The organism is Gardnerella sp. DNF00753, from assembly GCF_049244275.1.
Classification (GTDB): Bacteria; Actinomycetota; Actinomycetes; order Actinomycetales; family Bifidobacteriaceae; genus Bifidobacterium; species Bifidobacterium greenwoodii.
In genome coordinates this window covers 567371-588295 of record NZ_CP058393.1, presented here as the reverse complement: position 1 = coordinate 588295, position 20925 = coordinate 567371, and the positions used below count along the sequence as shown (strand labels likewise).

The following is a 20925-nucleotide window of genomic DNA, read 5'->3' as shown; positions in this document are numbered from 1 at the left end:
AGAGCGCCAGGCATTCCTCCTTACTCTAAATACTCTAAATAACTTATTTGCAGTTTTCAGTTTTTAGTTTTCAGTTTTTTGTTTATTGTTTATTTTTGGATTTTCGCAATTAGCAAAACAATTTTTAATTTTCACATTGCTTTATCGCTATTTTTCAGCGGTAAACTCACGTTGCAATGCTGCAATAAAACGGTGCAAAACCGAACATTTGGTGATTTATCAATTCTTCACCACTAATCACTTAGAATACTCTTTTGTGCAAACAATTGTTGAGTTACACTAATTTTTTTATTTAATTGTTTATATTTTATATTCACTTAAGAAACAAGTTGTAAACACTTCCATGCTATATTGTCTTTAATTACTAAATGTAAGAAATACATATGTAAGAATACGTATGCAAAAAATACAGACGTAGGCGATACGAAATAAAACGTGTTGCTTCAAGCAATATATTAAATTCAAGCATTTAAAGGGGTGAACGGCATGCTAAGTTTGCAAATTTTAAATATTATATTTAATCCGGTTATTGTGTCGGTTGTAGTGCTATGCGCACTTAGTCTTGCAAAACTTAATGTTTTGCTATCAATGATAGTAGCTTGCGTTGCAGGTGGCATTGCCGGTCATCTTCCGCTTTTTGGAGATGGAAATCACACGATTATGGCGTTGCTTTGCGACGGTTTCTCCACCAATGCGCAAACTGCGCTCGCCTACATTTTGCTTGGTACTTTTGCGGAAGCAATTACAGCAACCGGTTTGGCTCAAATTATTTCTAAAAAAATTAGCAAAATTATTGGCATGAAAAAGTACGCTCTACTTGCCGTACTAACTCTAATTGCGTGCATGTCTCAAAATATTGTGCCAGTCCACATTGCTTATATTCCTATTCTTATTCCGCCTATTCTGTCGATTATGAATAAGCTCAAGTTGGATCGTCGAGCGGCCGCCTGCTGCACAGCTTTTGGTCTTGAAGTTCCATACATTGCCATTCCGTTTGGATTTGGCTTGATTTTCCAAACTGTTATAGCTACGAATCTTTCTAAAAACGGCATGAAAGTTAGCGTTGCAGACGTTAGCGCAGTGAACTGGTATTTGGGCGCTGCAATGCTCGCAGCACTACTGTTTGCAGTTTTTGTTCTATACAGAAAGCCTCGCGAATATGAAACTACTGAGGCAGATACTAAAGCCGCAGACGCTGTTGTTGGACCTCTTAACAAACGCCACTACGTAACCATTCTTGCAATTATTGTTGTTGTAGTAGTGCAAGTTATTAGTAAGGATCTTTCGCTTTCTTCTCTTGCAGGTCTTGCAACCATGATTATTTTTGGTGCAATAAAGTGGAACGACATCGACAAGCAGCTTATGGGCGGCGTTAAGCTTATGGGCCTTATTGCTTTCGTTATGCTTATTGCTGGCGGCTACGCTAACGTTATTCAAGCAACAGGCGGAGTTGATGAGCTTGTGCACTTGGGTGTTGCAGCTATGGGACAAAACAAAATTATTGCTGCGTTCGTGATTACGATTATTGGCTTGCTGGTAACTATGGGCATTGGTACTTCGTTTGGTACGGTTCCTATTCTTGCGGTTTTGTTCGTACCTCTTTGCCAGAGCATTGGTTTTAGCACTCCTGCAACGATTCTTCTTATGTCTTCCGCTGCAGCTCTTGGAGATGCAGGCTCACCTGCTTCCGATACCACGCTCGGGCCTACTGCTGGCTTAAATGCGGACGGACAACACAGTCATATTTGGGATACTTGCGTTCCAACGTTCCTTATTTTCAACATTCCGCTTATGGTTGCAGGCATTGTAATATCACAGTTTATTTAGCAGATTATTTCCGAAAACACGGCAAGTAAAAACGCAACTAGCGAATAATTGCAACTAGCGAATAACGCAAATAACTAATAAACGCCAGTAGAGTTGAAATAAACTCCCTGGCGTTTATTTTTAACCACCAATCAACCAATCGCAAAGTAGCCAATCGCTGCAAATTCGCGGGCGATTGGCCGCTAATGCATGCCCCCCCCCCCAATGGTTTATAAAAGCCAGCACTCGCCTAAAGGATTTTAATCCAAAATTCTATTCAAGCAATTTCAATAATGCATCCAAACTCAGTAGTGCACTGCCAAAATCAATATCTTTAGCATAAGAATATTTACGCTGATACAACGTCCACAATAAAGAAAGCTTTTCATCACAAGCAATACTTTCATAAATAGATTTAAGATTATCTATAATATTTTCAGTTTTACGATTTTCACAAGTTGAATGAAAAGCACGCTTAAGAATCTCTCTATTTACATCTCTTTTATGCGAAACAAATAGCACGTGAACATCATAAAAATCTCTCATACGAGTATTAAGAATTCCGCGTGATAAAATAGTTTGTAGCTTTTCCGCAAACACTGTTTCAATATTGTAAGAAAGAATAGAAATAGAACGATCTTCCAACATCAACTTATAGTCATACTCAATTGCGCGTGGTGTAATCGTAGCTCCAGTAGAAACATCAATTTTTATTGGTGTTACCATTCTTCCAATACGCGAGTCAAGCGCAAAACGAATACCTGGATATTCCATATCATCCATAATTTTCATTACGCTTTTAATAGTAAAATCAACTCCATCGTCTATATCTATGCTAGATATATCCTCAATCATTTTTTTCGTATTCTCAAGAGACAAATCATAATTTTGAATAGTCGTATCTATATCCATAGTGGATCGCATAGAAATACCAAGCAAAGATGTTACTAGAACACCGCCTTTTACAATGAAATTGTTGTGATATTTTGAAACTGACACACGCTCTAAGTAGCGTTCCATCATGTAAAGACGCATTAACACACGAGGATCTGCGTTATTTTGTTCGGCGAGGTTTTTAATTCTACCCCTTATTTGCGCATCAGTTAAATTCACTTATAGTAACACCTCAAAATACTTGCGAACAACATTGTTTACTCTAAAAAGTTTCGCATATTCCATTAACAAATTGAGATCTTTGTCTGGTCTAGCAATATAGGATTTCAAGATTGTATTAAATTCCTGAATCTCAATTAAATTTCTGCTTCTAAACGCATCACAGACACTTCTTTCAAGATCATACATTGGCACTTTATTGCCGAGATTATCCGTAACTAAAATCTTTCCAACTTCAAGCAATTCCTTTTTTACGCTATAAACTTTCACATTGCACGATGCTTTCAACCGGTGAGCATTAAAACCACTATAAACAGTAATAGTGTGAGTAATTGGCTCCATATCAACTAATCCATGATAAAAGAAAGCTTCGTCGTGAGAAAAAACAGCGGATGGCGAACGCTTATGAATAAGAAGCAACTCGTCTACCCACGAGTCTTTAGAAGCGTATATTCCACCGCTTAACTGTTCTAGTTCATTATCTTTAACAAATTTATAAAACTTATATTTTGACAGTCCGCAAGATTTTGCTTCTTTTAAAGTAAGCATATTGCTTCCATTAGCGTTTAATATTGTAGCGATAACACTCACCGTCCTTTCGTGCATATATTGTAATTTATATTAGCACGATTGGATGAATTATATAAATTTCACTATCACGATTACTATCACTATTTACGCTAATAGGATTCTGCGATTGCCACACACCTACTTAATGACACGTTTACGCTGATTTCATATGTAATATCAGCACAAACGTATCAAATGCGCAACACTGCTTCAATACAAAGCTCAAGAGCATACGCTTTAGAATCTCCACCCCAATTTCGCTCATCATAATTTTCAACATCGTGCAAAGTATCTGCAGTATAAAGAATCTCACCCCAAACAATCCCACGCATTTGCGCACAAGCTGCTAAAGCAGAACACTCCATCTCCACAACCGCGCATCCCTCCTGCTTACGATTAGCAACTTTCGTCTTAGTTTCACGGAAAAATCCATCCGTAGTCCACGTTTTAACTTCATGATAAGGCAAATTATGCGCCTGCAAAGTTTGCAAAATAGCACGTCTCGAGCGCTCTGAAACGTCAACATAACGACTTGGAGGCAAATAATGATAAGAAGTCCCCTCATCCCTTAAAGCTTTATACGGAACCAGGAAAACATTTTCCGCATAATCAACTAGCGATCCGCAAGAACCAGCACTAACAACTTCTCTAACACCGTAAGAAATCAGCCAGTCTAAGATCTGAACAGCGGCAGGAGCGCCAACTGGAGCCTGCACTAAGCAGATTTTTTGCGTTTTTTCTTCTACTTCGCTGCCTGTATTTTCTCTTACTGCATTTCCTACTTTTTCTTCCAAAACATATATCGGATATTTTTTAGTCGCAGACTCAAAATTTGCTACAATCGTAGCTTTTCTACTTAAAGCATACTGATCGATTTCATCGCCCAAGAAAGCAAAAACCGCTTTAGATGGAAGCTGAACAGAAATATTATCGTGATTTGGCATAATAACCGCACTTTTATCGGAATCATACTCTAAAATTGGCAAATCATATTCTGCCATACAATCAGCTCCTTCATACGATCAGCTCCATCCTACAAGCAACTCAATCCTATATACAAATACACGCATTAGTACGCAAAGATCACAAAGTAGCCAATCAATGCAAATCTACAACGATTGGCCACTTGAGCCACACATAGACACTCACGCAGTATGCAATCTGCATAAGTGCCCCAAAATAGGCAAAATCAGATACTCGCGCAGAAACCATACTGCACCAATGTCCCAAAATAGCCAAACAGAGACCCTAACGCAGAAACACGCAAATCTACCGGACATTTGTCAATCGAAACGAAAGCATACCTCGCTCGCGTTGAAAGCACACTGGACCTTCAACTCTAAGCAAGCTCACGCTACGAATTGCATTTGCACGATTTGACTTAGTCTGAAATTATTGGAATTTCACATCGACACGTATTCAATTGAAACCACTTTGCTAGTTACCAAACGCTGCACGGTCTAATTTTACAAACTCGTCGTAATTAGACATTCCTTTATTGTAATAAATACCTTTATTCGGGTCAGAATACCACTTACGACTAGTCGGCGCTGCCTTTAGCATAAATGCTCGATACCGCGCCACGTCGTCACCGTTTTTTTCTCCGTGAGCAGTAATACCGTTAAGATAAACCGGCAAGCTTCCACTTCCCACGTATTGATCGTAGTGTGGCAACATTCTCACATCACCACGGTGTATAAATGGGCCATATCCCACGCCCTTGATTTCATTGTCAACGAACATGTTGCTGCTTACCATAAGACTAAAGCTGGTGCCAACAATTTTACTAATCCTATAGTCGTCAATACCAAACTTATGCACGACACGCGTTAGCTCATTATCCTTGGCGCGCAACGGGCGGTCGACATTGTGCAAAATAGCGCGGAACGGCAGAATGCCGGTCTCCTTGTTGCTTTGGCGGAGCACTGAGGCGTAAAGCGCGTAATCATTCGTGCCACTAAAGTCCGCCACAGTATAAGTTGAGTCACTTGTCAATACTCGATTGAAATAGATGTCATCCAACACGCCAACAAACACATCAAACTTATCCGGGTCGTCTTGCGACGGCAAGACAATTTGCACGGCCTCCGTATAACCACGATCATCCAAGCGACAAGTACCCCAAACACCAGCTGGGCTTACGGTGACATCGTAAAACCCCTGATCGTATAGCATCCACCGCGCCACACTCAGTAAGCTATCGTGGTGAGCAGATTTATCAAGATCGATGCTGTTGCCGTTTTCGTCTACATACGGCACATTGAGTTCCGGTGCGTTGCTTTGGTACATATCAGCATACCCCACAGAGCCCGGATGACGGTAATTATACGAGTTGTAAAAAGAAACACCAGTATTCACATTATAACTAATGCGGTAAGCATATAAGGCGTTATGTGTGTGCGTCTTAAAATCGCCAACAACAGACTTCAACCGGTCAAAATACTGCTGCTGCGCGGCGGTTAATTTAGGTGGATCGACGCTGGGATTTTTTTGGCGCGTTATACGGTAGTAGGTCAACATATTTTCATCGTCGGTCGCACTATTAGAAACTTCACCGCGAATCACCTTGCCAATTTGGCCCTTCTTGGCAGCCGAATCGATTTGGTAACGCGCATTATTGAAGTTATAAAATCTATCGTGGTCATTGACTGGAGCACTTGCGTCCATTCCAACATCATTTTGCTTACCAGCAGCAGCAGTATGCCCCGGATCACCAACCAACTCACTGCCCGTCTTGTACCAGTTCTGGTCGTAGATCTGGTCAAGTGGCAAGGCGGAGTAATCAGCTGGTCCGCCGGCGTCGACCGCTTCGGGGCTCGCTTGATGCTCTTCTGGCTTCGACTTAGCATCAGTACTTGAACGCTTATGAGAGTCGGACTGCGAACTGGCAGTAGCAGATTGCTTACCATTATCATGTTTTTTAGGAACACATAAAGCCACTACTACGCACAATAATATTGCTACACAAACTACTGCTACAATAATTTTGTTTCGTTTAGTTAATAAACTTTTAAGATTAAAATTCGAAGAATTTGCTTTAACTGAAGTCGAATCCGATGAATATGAACTGTCCGCGTTCATTGCATTATATGGAGCAGACTGCTTTACATAATCGTCAGAATATGCACCTTCAGCATTCGAATTTATAGTATCGTTGTCTTGATATTGGGCAGCAAGATTATTGGTATTTTGATCATACTGATTATTCACATATTCTTGATTATTATAATATTGTGAATTTTGATATTGATTAGGATATTGCCCATACCAGTTTTGATTCTGAGCATACTGATATTGCGGATACTGGTTCTGCTGATACTGCTGATTCTGAGATGGCTGATTCTGCTGATACCGGTCATTGGCATTGCTACTATTAACGTTATTATTCGCACTATTATTTACAGCAAACGATTTACCTTGATTAGATAAGCCATTATCATTGTGCGAGATTGGCTGATTCTGATTACTCGAATCATAGTTACTCTGGTAATTCGAATCATACTGATTAAACTGTTCCATACATGCCTTTTCTCTAACTCTATACAATCTAGACTACACAAAATCATTAAATAAATATAGATTTTTCTAAGATTTATTCTGCAAAATTTTAAAGCAAAGAAAACACTGCAAGCAACAACGCAATTCCTTAAAATGTAACGCAAAAGCAGGTCTCATTGAAGAAAAGCGGCCAATCACTGCAAATTCGCGGGCGATTGGCTACATTAGATATACCGTCTAGCTAAACATTTTCACTAGCTAAACATTTTAACTAGCTCAGTATGCTATCAATATTCTTCTTATTGATTAGATCATCTTCGTCAAGAAAAGCCATCTGCTTTATTCCACTTAAGCTTGCAATAAGCGACACTGGGAAGGTAACGATATTTTGATTAAGAGTACTAATGTTACTATTTACGATTCTTTTTGCCGCCGCCAGCTGCTCATTTTCATCGTTTATTTCCTCTTGCAAATTCAAAAACTGCTCAGAAGACTTTAATTCCGGATAAGCTTCCGCCAAAGCAAAAATCTTCCCTATTGCATGATTCTGATTTTTGATTACCGAACTAGAATCCGCTGATCCCAATCCTTCTCTTAAACTCACTAAATCCACTAAGGTTGTTTTTTCGTACTTTGCAAACGACTGCGCAACTTTAAGCATTTGGCAAATCGTATCGTATCTTTTAGCGAGCGCAATATCAACGTTTTTCCGCGACTCTTCTATAATCACCCTATATTTTCTTAGCCTATTTAACGTGCCAATAAACCAAGCAATAAGCGCTATAAGCACTATTGCAACACAAATTAGCACAGTGTTCTTATCCATAACGTCACTCATAACGTCTCCTTTAGTTCTAGTATTTTCTAATTTTGCAATTCACTAGTATTGCAATTTCTACTTTTTCAATTTTTCTCTAATTACGCTGATTATTTCGTAATATTCAGCCAAAACATCTCTAAATCTTGCATATTCTCTTGTTAAAGATAGGTTTTCTATTCCAGATTTTCCAGGATTTCCTAATATATACCTACCAGAATCAAAAGCTGCAATAATATGCTCGCTATCTAGATATATGCAAACTCTCATTCTTTTTTGCAAATTATTCAATGCTTCTATAAAACTTGGATCTAATACAAGCTTTGTATAAAAATCGTCTGTGGAAAAGATTGAATACGAGTTGTTAAATTCAATGGATTCTGTTTGGACTTCGCTCTCCTCTTTTGTTTTTCTACCATAGTATCCATTTAATTTTTTCCCCATAAAGTTCTTTCCAGTAACTGGAACGATTCTAATATGACCATTTATATTGGTTTTTGTGTTTATTAATAAGACTTGCCCAACAAAATCCGTTTTTTTAACACTTTTTCCACTTTCACTTCTAGAAAAGTGTATTGCTTGCATATTTGAAAATTCTGTTCTGAATTCATCGCCAAAAATTATGTGTTTACTTGAATAATACTTACTAGATATTGGCAAAAGATTATTAAAAATGCTGCTATCAATTCCTTCAGAATTTTCTAATACCGTTCCTGGCAGAATCGCATTCAAAATCGGCATTAGAACATTATCCGAATATAAAGAATCTACATCAACTTTATTATTTACAAAAAACTTACCTGCAAAGCAAACAACAAAAACACCTACTATTAGCAAATAATATTTGTAACGAGAGTAATCAATATTTGGAAAGTAGTTATACAAAACGCCTAAAACCATTACTACCGGTATGAATGGAATTAAACGAATTGGATCAAAAGAATTATTTTTTATGCCTTCTTTTAACTCATTTAATTTTCCTTGTATTTGGGGAGATTGTTCTATTCGCGCTAGTTTGTCTAAAACTTCTGGATTTGTAAATACGCTACCATATTTTACATTCATGTCATCTCCCTTTTATAAATCACCCGTCATTTTTGACATATTTTGCGAATCACTATGTACAACGTTGTAGGATTTGAATTTACAGTATAGCTGTTTGGGATTGGCTGATTCTGACTACTAGAGTAATAGTTATTTTGATTATTTGAATCATAGTTACTCTGTTCATTCGAGTCATACTGATTAAACTGTTCCATACATGCCTTTTCTCTAACTCTATACAATCTAAATTACACAAAATCATTAAATAAAAACAGATTCTGAATAAAATTTATTCTGCAAAATTTTAAAATAAAAAGCACTACAAGTAACAGAGTAATTCCTTAAAATGTAACGCGAAAGCAGGTTGCATTGATGAAAAAGTAGCCAATTGCTGCAAATTTGCACTTAATGGCTACTAGCACTGGCTCAGGATCTATTGCGCTAAATTGCTCAGCGCAAACCAAGCGAAAGCCAAGCCCAAGCCAGATCAACATCCTCACATAGACACAGTGTAAAGCGAGTAGAAGTAAGCCTTCTGATCCATAAGTTCCTCAAAGCTTCCGCGCTCAATAAGCTCGCCGCTTTTCATCACAAGAATCTCATCATATTGTTTAAGTGAATTAGCATCCAAGCGGTGAGTTACAACAAGTCGAAGAATTCCTTGCAAATCCAAAATAGACTGCGTTACGTTCGCGCTCGTCTCGTTATCTAGTGCGCTCGTTGCCTCATCAACCAGCAGAATCTCGGACTTTTTAAGTAAGCTTCGCGCAATAGCAATACGCTGCTTTTCGCCGCCAGAAAGATGACTACCATTCTCACCGCACTGATAATCCTTGCCTTTAGCAGCAATCAAATCATCCAAACCAGCCAAGTGAATCACGCGATCTACCTCCGCGCTCTGGAATGGCTTAAAAAGCGTAATATTATCTAAAATCGAAGCATCAAACATAAACACAGACTGCTGCATAAGAGTAGTCTTATCGTAAAGCGAACTCTTGCTAACCTTACTAAGCTCGTGATTATTCAGATGCACGCTACCTTCATAATCCTTGTAGTAACCCATAAGCAGATTAATCAAACTACTCTTACCAGCACCAGAAGGTCCTACTATCGCGTAAGATTTTCCAGCCTGCAAAGTTAGATTTACGTTTTTCAAGACTTTATGATCCGCGTCATAAGCGTACGAAACATCGCGCAAAACAACGTTTTTAATAGAATCGTCAATAATTTCGCCAGAATCTTCCTTAGCATTACTCATATAATCAGCCATCTTGCTAATAAGCTTCTTAGCACCCTTCATCTCGCCAAGCATTTGCGGAAGACTTGCAATAGGCTGAAGCACTCCATTCATCAAATTAGTGAAAGCTAAAACCATTCCAGCAGTAATAACACCAACGTGAGCGTTAACCATCCAAGCGCCAACAAGCATCACGCCAAGCTGAGTTCCAAGACTTGAAATTGTTCCAAGAGCAGAAACAGTAGTCATTGTTTTCTCTCGAAGATTCTTAGTATGCTCAAGCTCCATAGACTGATTTTTGTAGCGATCAATAACCTCCTGCTCCGCCTTAAAACTCTTAATAACCGAAACTCCGTTCAAAACATCCTTCGTCAAAGCTGTATAAGATTCATTCGACTTAGAAACCTGCTCTTCGCGAGTGGCAATTCCGTTAGCTGTAAGAATAGAACAAGCCATTGGAAGCAGGGAAATAATAAGAGCAATAACAGTGAGCAGCGGACTGTAGTAAATCATAAGAGCTAGAGAGCTTACAAGCATAAGAACGTCTTGAACAAAATCAAAAATCTTCTTCAAATACTTTTCTTGAATACGCTCGCAATCATTAGTAAGTACAGAAAGATACGTGCCGGAATTCGCAAGCGAGAAATCACTATAACTCTTCTTTAAAAGCTTTTTGATAACAGACTCTTTATACTGATTCATTGCTTTTTCAAGAAAGCGAGGGTACGCGCTGCGCTTCAACGCGAAAATTAAAGAGATTGCCAGCATAAAGGAAACGACAAGCAGCAAAATAGTAGTTAAAGAGAAGTCTCCTTTGCCAGACATATAGTCGAAAATAATTTGCAAAATCCAAGAAATAGCAGTGAAAATCATAGACAAGGCAATAAAAACTATCATCGAAAGAAAAGCTACAAGTTTGTTTTCTTTGAAAAATAGTTTTACGTAATTTTTTACGTCGGGATGTAGTTTGGATGATTGCTGATTTGCCGCGTTGTAAGTTTTACTCATTCTCGCTACCTCTCACTTCCTTTATATATCTCTTCTATTTCTAGTATTTCTACTATCACTGCTATCTATACTATTCGTAGTATTTCTATTATTCCTTTATCTAATAGCATTTTCGCAGCTAGCATTTTCGTTCCCAAATTACCGATTCGCTCTCTACAAAGCATTGAAAGCTACACTAGCATACTTATCCTGATTGGTCATGCTTATCTACTTGACAACACATATAAATGCTTAAACACACTTATACGTAATGCTTGCTAGAAATAATAAGCATAGAGTTAAAAAAAAAAATCAAATTAAAACATTGATTTCATATGTAATATCAGTGTAAACGTGTCAAATGCGCAACACTGCTTCAATACAAAGCTCAAGAGCATACGCTTTAGAATCTCCACCCCAATTTCGCTCATCATAATTTTCAACATCGTGCAAAGTATCTGCAGTATAAAGAATCTCACCCCAAACAATCTCGCGCATCTGCGCACAAGCCGCTAAAGCAGAACACTCCATCTCCACAACCGCGCACCCCTCCTGCTTACGACTTGCAACTTTCGTCTTAGTTTCACGGAAAAACCCATCCGTAGTCCACGTTTTAACTTCATGATAAGGCAAATTATGCGCCTGCAAAGTTTGCAAAATAGCACGTCTCGAGCGCTCTGAAACGTCAACATAACGACTTGGAGGCAAATAATGATAAGAAGTCCCCTCATCCCTTAAAGCTTTATACGGAACCAAAAAAACGTTTTCCGCATAATCAACTAGCGATCCGCAAGAACCAGCACTAACAACTTCCCTAACACCGTAAGAAATCAACCAATCCAATATCTGAACAGCGGCAGGAGCGCCAACTGGAGCCTGTACTAAACAGATTTTTTGCGTTTCTTCTTCTACTTCACTGTTTGTATTTTCTCTTACTACATCTCCTACTTTTTCTTCCAAAACATATATCGGATATTTTTTAGTTGCAGATTCAAAATTTGCTACAATCGTAGCTTTTCTACTTAAAGCATACTGATCGATTTCATCGCCTAAGAAAGCAAAAACCGCTTTAGATGGAAGCTGAACAGAAATATTATCGTGATTTGGCATTAAAACTGCGCTTTTATCGGAATCATACTCTAAAATCGGTAAATCATATTCTGCCATACAATCAGCTCCGTCATACAATCAACTAATTCTACAAGCCATTCAATCCTATATACCAGTATGCGCATTATCGCACAAAAATCCCAAAGTAGCCAATCAAAATGAAGATTTTTGCCATTTACAGCAATTTTCTTCACCGACACAAATACACAAACCCAACAGTCAGCACTGCATTCGCTAGTAGAAACGAAGGCATACCTCGCTCGCGTTAAAAGCACAAAAAACAACGCTTAGGAATGCAACAGAAATCACACACAAGCGATAATTCTCTAGACAGAAGGTACTACTTAATTTTAAAGTTCTTGACTATTTCGTCTATCTCGCTACTATCCTGGCCTTTCGCAACAGCAAGCGGGCGTTCAACATTGTGCGCTACAATTCTGAATGGCATCAAATGTTTGTTTTTATTACGCAAAATATTAACTTGCTCAATTGGCAATTCACCTATCATCCTATTGCCCTTTTCCTCATTAAAATCTCCATCATCACCAAGATATTTCTTGCCATTTGGCATATAGATAGCGTCTATGTATAAATCAAACTTATTGGGGTCGGTCTTCGACGGCACAACTACCTCGGTAAATGTATCATAATCTTGCAGTTCAGTGCTATGCAAACCGGCGCCTATACCAACCACACCGCCCGGAGTAACTTGAACTCTAGCAAATCCTTGCTTATACAGCATGTACCACGCAACACTGATTAAACTATCGCGATGTGCCGATTCGCTCAAAGTCACCGGATTACCATCTTTATCAACATAAACTGAACTGCCATCCTGTCGCAGTACATTCTGGCGAGTACCAATTAACACTAATCCTGAATTTCTTGGATTCTCTTCATCATCACACAAAGCATAGTAGCCCATAGGAATATAGTCCTGGACACGCTTTAGAAACATTAGTTGATCAGTAGAAGCTGATTTATTTTTACTATCGTCAAAAAAGTTTTCCCCTCTATCGTAGCTCAAGTCAGGATCAACTACTTTACAATAGCTTTTATATAACTTATCCATGATAGCTTCGTCAAAGTCATTATTAACCACATCATTCTTTAAGATTGGACCGAGTTGACCCTTCTCAGCACTGGTTTCTACTACAATTTGACTGGCACTCAGATAGTCTTCCGACATATTAAGATTACGTTCAAAGCCATTCTTATCGAACTTATCTTTATCGGTTACAGGATTGTAAGCATGCAACCCATTACCTTCTAGCTCTTTGCGCGACCATACGGCATAATCTCCCAAAACACCGTCTTTATCGCGTCCTTGGAACAACCAACTAACTCTGGTCACAACACCACCGATAAACTCGCACGGCCCCTTAAACTTAGTAAATCCAACTACCGCCACAACACAAACAATGCCAAGAATAATCAAGCCATTAATCAATTCCTGCCGCTTTTGCAATTGCTTCTTGTTTTGCGGATTGCTGTGTACAAAATTGTAACTGTTCGCGTTCATTGCATTATATGGAGCGTACTGTTTTACATGATTGTCGGAATATGCTCCTGCACCATTTGAATTTACATTAGTGTTGTTTTGGGTTGAGTGATTCTGACTACTAGAGTAATAGTTATTTTGATTACTTGAATCATAGTTACTCTGGTCATTCGAGTCATACTGATTAAACTGTTCCATACATGCCTTTTCTCTAACTCTATACAATCTAAATTATACAAAATCATTAAATAAAAACAGATTATGCATAAAATTTATTTTGCTAAATTTTAAAATAAAAAGCACTGCAAGTAACAGAGAAATTTCTTAAAATGCAGCACGACAAAAGCAGATCGTATCGCTGAGAAAGTAGCCAATCACTGCAAATTCGCACTTAATGGCTACTAAAATCATGAAAATCGAAACTATAAAGTCAATAATCTAAAGAAATAATAATATAATATCTTTAGAGTACATTAAACTAATTTAATAATTTATTTATGTACATAGAGCAAAACTAGATAAGTGAATTCAAAAAAAAATAATAAAATAGCCAAACGCCAAAGTAATAAAATAACAATCATCTCAAAGGACTCGCACGATGCCAACTATTAAGTCAAGCACAGATTTACGCAATAACTACAACGAGATATCAACATTCTGCCACGAAACAAAAGAGCCAGTTTTCATTACAAAAAACGGTCGCGGAGACTTAGCAGTAATGAGCATTGACTTATTCAACAAGTTCATGAGCAAATATGAACTATACAGCTTACTTGATCAAAGCGAGTCTGATTTTAACAATAATCGCACATTATCTTTTGAAGAATCAATGCAAAACTTAAGAGAAGAACTCAACAATGGCGCAAAATAACCAAAAATACACAATAATCGTTTCGCAAAGTTATCACAAAGATTTGCAAAACATAGTTCATTACATTGCGCACAACTTAGACTCGCCAATTACAGCATCCGAATTCCTCGATAATGTAGAATCCACTGTTTCGAGCCTATCAACAATGCCTTATCGATACAGACTGGTGAACGATGATTACTTAAGTAGCAAAAACTTTAGAAGATGTTTCGTTAAAAAATATGTAATCTTCTATAAAATTTGCGAAGAAAATAAAACAGTTATGGTGCATAGAATACTTCATGCTAGACAAAACTGGGTTGACATACTGTAATTAAAGTTGTTGGAATACTAGCCTGTTATTTTGGTATATACCTACTATCGAGATACGCATCCAATAAATACCAGTGAAGATTTTGCCATTTACGGCAATTTTCTTTACCGCCTCAAAGTAGCCAATCTCTGCAATTTTGCACCTAATGGCCACTAGTGCCAAGCAGAGACACTCACGCAGAAAAAGTAGTACAAATCAAAGTTTGACAAACACAAATCCATTCGCTATAGTCTTCACTTATCACCATTTCGACGAGTAAAGGAGTGCACATGTATCATACAAATATGATGACAAATTGTTGTTGTAACGTATGCTGTTGCGCATTTCTTAATCGAAATGATGTTTGCAAGCACTAAGTATGCATAACATCTAGCCTGTGTTAAAAGCATTTACGTTAAAACACAGCAAATTACGATTCAAGAAACAGCGCGCTGTTTCTTTTTTTTTATGCCAAAATTCGAATATAAAATCTTAAAAAGATAACAATCTAATACGGATTAAATATTAAACAGATAAATGGCATCTCTAGAAACAACTAATAAAACGGTAGTCGCTTTACTAATAAAAATTGTTTTTAACAATTAAAAACAAATCAAATTAAACAAAACAAAAACAAAACAAATAAAACAAAACAAACAAGTAAGGGGAAATATTATGTCTAACATCTACAAGTCCGTGCAAGAACTCGTAGGCCACACTCCACTTCTGGAGCTTACTCACATTGAAAAAGAGTACAATCTAGCAGCAAAAATCCTTGTAAAACTCGAATACTTCAACCCAGCAGGCTCCGTAAAAGACCGCATTGCAAAGCAGATGATCGAAGAAGCAGAAAACGCAGGCAAGCTTAAACCAGGCTCAGTAATCGTTGAGCCAACCTCTGGAAATACTGGCATCGGTCTTTCAATGATTGCTCAAACAAAAGGATACAAAAGCATTATAGTTATGCCAGAAAGCATGTCTATTGAACGCCGAAAACTTATGAAAGCATACGGCTCCGAACTCGTGCTCACCCCAGCTAAAGATGGAATGAAAGGCGCAATTGCCAAAGCAAAGGAAATCGTTGAAAACACGCCAAACGCGTGGATTCCAGGACAGTTTACTAATCAAGCAAATGTGCACGCGCACTACAAAACAACCGGTCCAGAAATTTGGCAAGATACTGACGGAAACGTGGATATTCTCATTGCTGGCGTTGGAACAGGCGGCACAATCACCGGTACTGGCACATACTTAAAAGAGAAAAATCCTCAGCTTGAAGTAATCGCAGTAGAACCAGCAGACTCCCCTGTGCTCGCAGGCGGCAAGCCAGGAGCACACAAGATTCAAGGAATCGGCGCAGGATTCGTGCCGGACGTCCTCAACCAGAATATTTATGATCGCATTGTTCACGTAACGAATGAAGACGCAATCGAAAACGGCAAGCTTATAAGCAAAAAAGAAGGTGTGCTCGTAGGTATTTCTTCCGGAGCAGCAGTTTGGACAGCAATTCAAGAAGCAAAAAGAGAAGAAAACTCTGGCAAAACCATTGTTGCAATACTTCCAGATTCCGGAGATCGCTACTTGTCAACGCCTTTGTTTGCAGAATAATGCTATGCAATAATGATAATAATAAATGATGTTTTGAAAGTGCGTTTTTAGTAGATTTACAAGCGCACTTTCGAACACTCGAATAAAACAAGCAAGAGAATAATAGGAGAAATGTATGAATGATCACCTTGACCTTATAAGCAAACTCAACTCAATTAACGATTCAGACATAAGGCAAGCTACATTCATACCTAATTACCGAAATATTATTGCGCTAATACATGCGACTCAGGCTCTACTTTTGCCTGAGTTGCATGTGCGCAATTTAAGCAACGATACTACGCAACTCAATACTAGTTTGAATACCGTTACCTCAAACGCATTAGACACTATAGAACGCATTATATTCCACGAACTTCAAGCCTACACAAGCAACGCAGCTGAAATTCGAGAAACTTGCAATCAATTTATAAATACTCTTCCTACAATTAAAAAGTTACTTTTAACAGATATTAAAGCCATGTATGAAGGCGATCCTGCTTGCACAAGCAAAGTAGAAGTAACGCTCGCATACCCTGGTTTTTATGCAATGCTTATTCACCGCACAGCTCACGCACTCTACGAACTTAACGTACCGCTAATTCCTAGACTTATGAGCGAATACGCGCACAGAAAAACTGGAATTGACATTCATCCAGGAGCAAAAATTGGCGCATATTTTTGCATTGATCACGGAACTGGCATTGTAATCGGCGAAACAACTGTAATCGGCGAGCATGTTAAGCTTTACCAAGGCGTAACGCTGGGTGCAAAAAGTTTTGCGCTAGATGAGGATGGGAATCCTGTAAAAGGCGGAAAGCGGCATCCAAATATTGGAAATAATGTTGTAATTTACGCAAACGCAACAATCTTAGGCGGAGAAACCACAATAGGAAGCGGAAGTATAATCGCAGCAAATGCTTGGATTAACCGCAGCATTCCTGCAAACACAACCTACCACTTCCCTAAAGCCTAATACACTATAATGCTCTGTCTTTTATAAAACCGCAGCACTCGATTTCTGATAACTCAATAAAACCAGCAGATTTATAAAAAGCAATAGTTTTTTCAGTACAATCCGTGGTTAATTGAATTTGACGAACATTAGGATAACAATCCACAATCGCCTTTAACAAAGCAGACCCTATCCCCTGCCTTTGATACTCTGGCAAAACAAGAATATCCTGAATAAGAACAACCGTATATCCATCACCAACAGCTCTAACAATTCCAACCAGCTCGTCATTTTTATACGCAGCTAAAACCTTGAGTGAATTGTTAAAACCATTTTCTAAAGCAACTAAATCATCTGTATACGAAGACCAACCAACAGAATCATATAGTCTTAAAATATCTTTGCTATTATATTTTTCGTACTCTTTTATTTGAACATCTGCTAGATTCATTTACAATAACACCTCGCAAAACATAGCAAAAGTGCGCGATTTAAAACGTAAGAACGTAAGAACGCGCACTAATAATAATACTTAATAACAGATGCAACCGCTACAACAGCTACAACAGCTACTTTTTAAGTTGCACTGGCTCGTGATCCTTGCCCATCTTAAACTTAAGACCTGCACGCTGCCACATGCGATATTCGCCAACTGCCGTAAAGAGAACATCTGTTGAAGAGTTAAGCGCAGTTTCGCACGAATCTTGAATCACGCCAATAATAAGGCCAATAGCAACTACTTGCATAGCAATATCGTTTGAAATACCAAACGACGAGCACGCAAGAGGTATAAGCAAAAGCGAGCCACCAGCCACTCCAGATGCGCCTGCAGCGCTAACTGCAGAGAGCGCAGACAAAATCACAGCTGTTGGAATATCAACGTAAATCCCGAGCGTGTGAGCAGCGCACAAAGCCATAATCGAAATCGTTATAGCAGCACCACTCATGTTAATGGTTGATCCAAGTGGTATAGAAACCGAGTAATTGTCTTTATTAAAACCGAGTTTTTCGCACAAATTCATGTTTACAGGAATATTTGCAGCAGAAGAACGCATAAAGAACGCTGTAACTCCAGAATCGCGCAATGTTCTCAATACAAGAGGATACGGATTCTTTCCAGTAAGCACAAAAACCAAAATAGGATTTACAATCAAAGCAACAACAGCCATAGTGCATACTAACAAGGCAATAACGGAACCGTATTCACTAAAAATACGAAGACCATTGCTTGCCACTGTTGTATAAACAAGACCCATAATGCCAAAAGGTGCTGCGTTAATAATCCAGTGAACAATTTTTCCAATAGCAGACGAAACGTTGTCAAAGAATGCTTTAGTGGAAGGCTCAGCCAAGCGAAGTGCTACACCAAACGCGATTGCCCAGAATAAAATACCAATAAAGTTTCCCTTAGCAAGAGCATCTACAGGGTTTACAACAATATTTAGCACAAGAGAATTAAGAACTTCGCCGATTCCTTGAGGAGATGGCGAAGACGCTGCTGCAACATGAGCAAAAGTGAAGTCAACAGGGAAAATCATGGCTGCACATACAGCTATAAGGCTTGCAATAAACGTAGAAAGTGCATACAACACGATTACAAGCTTCATGTTTCCAACACTTTTTGCTTTTGCAAGCGCACCAATCACCAGGCAGAATACCAAAATCGGAGCAACAGATTTAAGTGCGCTTACAAACAGCTTTCCCATAAGATCTAGCACATAAACGTGAGCTGGCACAAAAAGACCAAGTGCAGCGCCTAGAAAAAGACCAATAACAATACGCAGAATAAGGTCAATGCTATTCCACTTTTGAATAATCTTGTGCATGAGAGTCTCCTGTAATTTGGTTTGTGCAGAATATTTTATACTCTTTTATTTGTATTCATACTCGCAAGATTTTTTATTTTTTATTTTTTACAGATTATACATAAGTGTGCATATATATGCAAATCGTCTAATCTGCGTAGCTCGTGTTTGGCAACTGCGGCAAAACAACAAGCAATCCTGCTGTGAAAATCAGCGCGAGTATAGGCAAAAGCTGCCATTGGAACGTAGACGAGAATGCAAATCCAATCCAAGATCCAGTAGTAGCACCAATCGCAAACGCGAGACGCGCCCAACCAGAAAACTTAGCGAGCGCACTTCCTTTAAACAGAATCTGACGCGCAACAATAATCGGCTCTACTAGTAGCATTCCGCCAATCGCTTCAAGTAAGAATGCGAAGCACATCATTGGCAAAAGATTAATAAACATAAAGCAATAAGCAGCTAAGCTCACAGCAATACCTAAAATCGCAACTTTTCTTAAACCGAGTTTTTGAGACGAATGCGCATACAAAACGGACGCGAGCACGCTTCCTACACCAGTGAAAATATACAATACTGTTAAAGAGTTAGAACCATATTGCTTACCAAGACCGAGAAGAATATAGGAAACAGAGCATGCAGGAATAAAAGCAACCAAAAGAGATCCAGCAAGAAGCATGATTTTACTCTTGATTAATGGATTCGCAGATTGCTTAGCTGCAGATTTATTGGATGTAGATTTGGAATCAACGTCATTTTCTTGCGATACTTGCGATACTTCTCCTTCTTCACTAATCGCTTGCGATTCATTCTCTACATCTTGCGACGCTTCCTCTACTTCGCAAGACGCTTGCGCAATGTCTTGTTTCATAATAAATCGCGTAGCGCAAGCCGCAAAAGAAGTCACGGATGAGAAAACCAAAACCGCAGGAATCGACCAGCTTGCAATCCAAGATCCAAGCGGAGAGCCGAGCAAGGTTCCTGTAACACTCGCCAAAACGCTCACAATGCCACTGTAGTTTACAATCATGCCGTCATCGCCGCCGGCAGCATCAACCTCAAAAACTTCGCTAGCAATATCAATCACTTGACCAGTAATCAACAATGCGCAAGAAAGAGCCACAAGCGACCACTTCCACGCAGAAGAGCCAAACATAAGAAGCGGCAGCAAACTGAGCACACCTTCTACGCCTTCAGTCATAGCAAGAGCGCGAAAACCGCCAAGCTTATCAACAATCCAACCAGAGCATGGCGAAAGAAAATCGGCAACCGTCATAAAAGTCTTACGAAAACCAATCACCCAAGCCGGCAAGCCCACAATAATAATCGAAGGCAAAACCGAGCCTTCATACGCCTGATTGCCAAGCATAGAAAAACAGAAGCCAACAAGCGCCCAGCGCAATGCTGGACTAATAGATCTCATACGAATAAAAATATTATTCTTGCTAAAAATTGACTTCACAGCAACCAGCTCTCCCCTAAAACTCTTTCAAAATAATGCAAACTCACATGAATACTTACATGCAAACTTACATAACTACTCTCAAATTGCTACCAAACTTAAATAATTCACTACAAACTACACAAATCCAATAGCTTATTTGACAAATTTAATAACACAATACTCTTGTTTAAAAAAAAAGCAAAAATTGCATCTAAAACCGTGAGAAACTATCCTAAAACTACTACGAGTTTCTCCAGTAACAATCACAAATAATAGACTTGATAATAC

General features: G+C 38.7%; 17 protein-coding genes. 5 read left to right on the top strand and 12 right to left on the bottom strand.

What is annotated here, in order from left to right; translation table 11 throughout:
• The first annotated feature begins 486 nt into the window (after nt 1-486).
• Nucleotides 487-1827 carry a Na+/H+ antiporter NhaC family protein gene (locus HXT33_RS02630; RefSeq protein ID WP_421787456.1) on the top strand — a complete coding sequence of 447 codons (1341 nt, stop codon included), beginning with the start codon at nt 487-489 and terminating at the stop codon, nt 1825-1827.
• A gap of 252 nt (nt 1828-2079) precedes the next feature.
• On the opposite strand, the gene HXT33_RS02625 is transcribed toward HXT33_RS02630, so the two are convergent.
• The 9 genes from HXT33_RS02625 to HXT33_RS02585 form a co-directional block, all read right to left on the bottom strand.
• On the bottom strand, nt 2080-2919 hold the full coding sequence (locus HXT33_RS02625) for a nucleotidyl transferase AbiEii/AbiGii toxin family protein (protein WP_421787454.1): 840 nt from the start codon (nt 2917-2919) through the stop codon (nt 2080-2082).
• On the bottom strand, nt 2920-3525 hold the full coding sequence (locus HXT33_RS02620; protein WP_421775733.1) for a type IV toxin-antitoxin system AbiEi family antitoxin domain-containing protein: 606 nt from the start codon (nt 3523-3525) through the stop codon (nt 2920-2922).
• 155 nt (nt 3526-3680) lie between these two features.
• Nucleotides 3681-4490, bottom strand: a complete 810-nt coding sequence (locus HXT33_RS02615) for a nucleoside phosphorylase (protein ID WP_421787452.1) — start codon at nt 4488-4490, stop codon at nt 3681-3683.
• Between the two features lie 436 nt (nt 4491-4926).
• A complete protein-coding gene (locus HXT33_RS02610; protein WP_421787450.1) occupies nt 4927-7008 on the bottom strand; it encodes a hypothetical protein in 2082 nt (693 codons plus the stop codon).
• A 250-nt stretch (nt 7009-7258) separates the two neighbouring features.
• The gene (locus HXT33_RS02605) at nt 7259-7825 is read right to left on the bottom strand and encodes a LemA family protein (protein ID WP_116793912.1); all 567 of its coding nucleotides are present in this window, start codon (nt 7823-7825) and stop codon (nt 7259-7261) included.
• A 57-nt stretch (nt 7826-7882) separates the two neighbouring features.
• Nucleotides 7883-8869: a DUF3137 domain-containing protein gene (locus HXT33_RS02600; RefSeq protein ID WP_004136397.1), complete on the bottom strand. Its 987-nt coding sequence runs from the start codon at nt 8867-8869 to the stop codon at nt 7883-7885.
• 475 nt (nt 8870-9344) lie between these two features.
• Entirely contained in the window at nt 9345-11093 is a 1749-nt protein-coding gene (locus tag HXT33_RS02595) for an ABC transporter ATP-binding protein (protein ID WP_421787447.1), read from the bottom strand.
• A gap of 336 nt (nt 11094-11429) precedes the next feature.
• Nucleotides 11430-12239, bottom strand: a complete 810-nt coding sequence (locus HXT33_RS02590; RefSeq protein WP_421787445.1) for a nucleoside phosphorylase — start codon at nt 12237-12239, stop codon at nt 11430-11432.
• A gap of 283 nt (nt 12240-12522) precedes the next feature.
• Nucleotides 12523-13881 carry a hypothetical protein gene (locus tag HXT33_RS02585; RefSeq protein WP_421787443.1) on the bottom strand — a complete coding sequence of 453 codons (1359 nt, stop codon included), beginning with the start codon at nt 13879-13881 and terminating at the stop codon, nt 12523-12525.
• 400 nt (nt 13882-14281) lie between these two features.
• Here HXT33_RS02585 and HXT33_RS02580 point away from each other — a divergent pair, with 400 nt between their 5' ends.
• From HXT33_RS02580 to epsC, 4 genes are all read left to right on the top strand, one after another.
• Nucleotides 14282-14554, top strand: a complete 273-nt coding sequence (locus HXT33_RS02580) for a type II toxin-antitoxin system Phd/YefM family antitoxin (RefSeq protein WP_004136389.1) — start codon at nt 14282-14284, stop codon at nt 14552-14554.
• Complete coding sequence (locus tag HXT33_RS02575; protein WP_004136387.1) at nt 14541-14867, top strand: type II toxin-antitoxin system RelE/ParE family toxin; 327 nt, start codon at nt 14541-14543, stop codon at nt 14865-14867. Before HXT33_RS02580 ends, HXT33_RS02575 begins: the two co-directional genes overlap by 14 nt.
• A gap of 654 nt (nt 14868-15521) precedes the next feature.
• Nucleotides 15522-16454, top strand: coding sequence for a cysteine synthase A (gene cysK, locus HXT33_RS02570; RefSeq protein ID WP_004136385.1), 933 nt, complete (start codon nt 15522-15524; stop codon nt 16452-16454).
• Between the two features lie 115 nt (nt 16455-16569).
• Nucleotides 16570-17409, top strand: coding sequence for a serine O-acetyltransferase EpsC (gene epsC / locus HXT33_RS02565; protein ID WP_004136383.1), 840 nt, complete (start codon nt 16570-16572; stop codon nt 17407-17409).
• A 4-nt stretch (nt 17410-17413) separates the two neighbouring features.
• Here the strand turns inward: epsC and HXT33_RS02560 are convergent, their stop codons facing one another.
• The 3 genes from HXT33_RS02560 to HXT33_RS02550 form a co-directional block, all read right to left on the bottom strand.
• Nucleotides 17414-17839: a GNAT family N-acetyltransferase gene (locus tag HXT33_RS02560; protein WP_004136380.1), complete on the bottom strand. Its 426-nt coding sequence runs from the start codon at nt 17837-17839 to the stop codon at nt 17414-17416.
• Between the two features lie 118 nt (nt 17840-17957).
• Nucleotides 17958-19214 carry a serine/threonine transporter SstT gene (gene sstT / locus HXT33_RS02555; RefSeq protein ID WP_004136379.1) on the bottom strand — a complete coding sequence of 419 codons (1257 nt, stop codon included), beginning with the start codon at nt 19212-19214 and terminating at the stop codon, nt 17958-17960.
• A 127-nt stretch (nt 19215-19341) separates the two neighbouring features.
• Nucleotides 19342-20655 (bottom strand): MFS transporter, encoded by a 1314-nt coding sequence (locus HXT33_RS02550; RefSeq protein WP_421787440.1) that lies wholly within the window; start codon nt 20653-20655, stop codon nt 19342-19344.
• Between the last annotated feature and the right edge of the window lie 270 nt (nt 20656-20925).

Coding starts and splice junctions, on each gene's coding strand:
- HXT33_RS02620 (WP_421775733.1), bottom strand. CDS start 3,525: ATGCACGAAAGGACGGTGAGTGTTATCGCTACAATATTAAACGCTAAT.
- HXT33_RS02560 (WP_004136380.1), bottom strand. CDS start 17,839: ATGAATCTAGCAGATGTTCAAATAAAAGAGTACGAAAAATATAATAGC.
- HXT33_RS02630 (WP_421787456.1), top strand. CDS start 487: ATGCTAAGTTTGCAAATTTTAAATATTATATTTAATCCGGTTATTGTG.
- HXT33_RS02580 (WP_004136389.1), top strand. CDS start 14,282: ATGCCAACTATTAAGTCAAGCACAGATTTACGCAATAACTACAACGAG.
- HXT33_RS02590 (WP_421787445.1), bottom strand. CDS start 12,239: ATGGCAGAATATGATTTACCGATTTTAGAGTATGATTCCGATAAAAGC.
- HXT33_RS02615 (WP_421787452.1), bottom strand. CDS start 4,490: ATGGCAGAATATGATTTGCCAATTTTAGAGTATGATTCCGATAAAAGT.
- HXT33_RS02575 (WP_004136387.1), top strand. CDS start 14,541: ATGGCGCAAAATAACCAAAAATACACAATAATCGTTTCGCAAAGTTAT.
- epsC (WP_004136383.1), top strand. CDS start 16,570: ATGAATGATCACCTTGACCTTATAAGCAAACTCAACTCAATTAACGAT.
- HXT33_RS02600 (WP_004136397.1), bottom strand. CDS start 8,869: ATGAATGTAAAATATGGTAGCGTATTTACAAATCCAGAAGTTTTAGAC.
- HXT33_RS02605 (WP_116793912.1), bottom strand. CDS start 7,825: ATGAGTGACGTTATGGATAAGAACACTGTGCTAATTTGTGTTGCAATA.
- HXT33_RS02610 (WP_421787450.1), bottom strand. CDS start 7,008: ATGGAACAGTTTAATCAGTATGATTCGAATTACCAGAGTAACTATGAT.
- sstT (WP_004136379.1), bottom strand. CDS start 19,214: ATGCACAAGATTATTCAAAAGTGGAATAGCATTGACCTTATTCTGCGT.
- cysK (WP_004136385.1), top strand. CDS start 15,522: ATGTCTAACATCTACAAGTCCGTGCAAGAACTCGTAGGCCACACTCCA.
- HXT33_RS02585 (WP_421787443.1), bottom strand. CDS start 13,881: ATGGAACAGTTTAATCAGTATGACTCGAATGACCAGAGTAACTATGAT.
- HXT33_RS02595 (WP_421787447.1), bottom strand. CDS start 11,093: ATGAGTAAAACTTACAACGCGGCAAATCAGCAATCATCCAAACTACAT.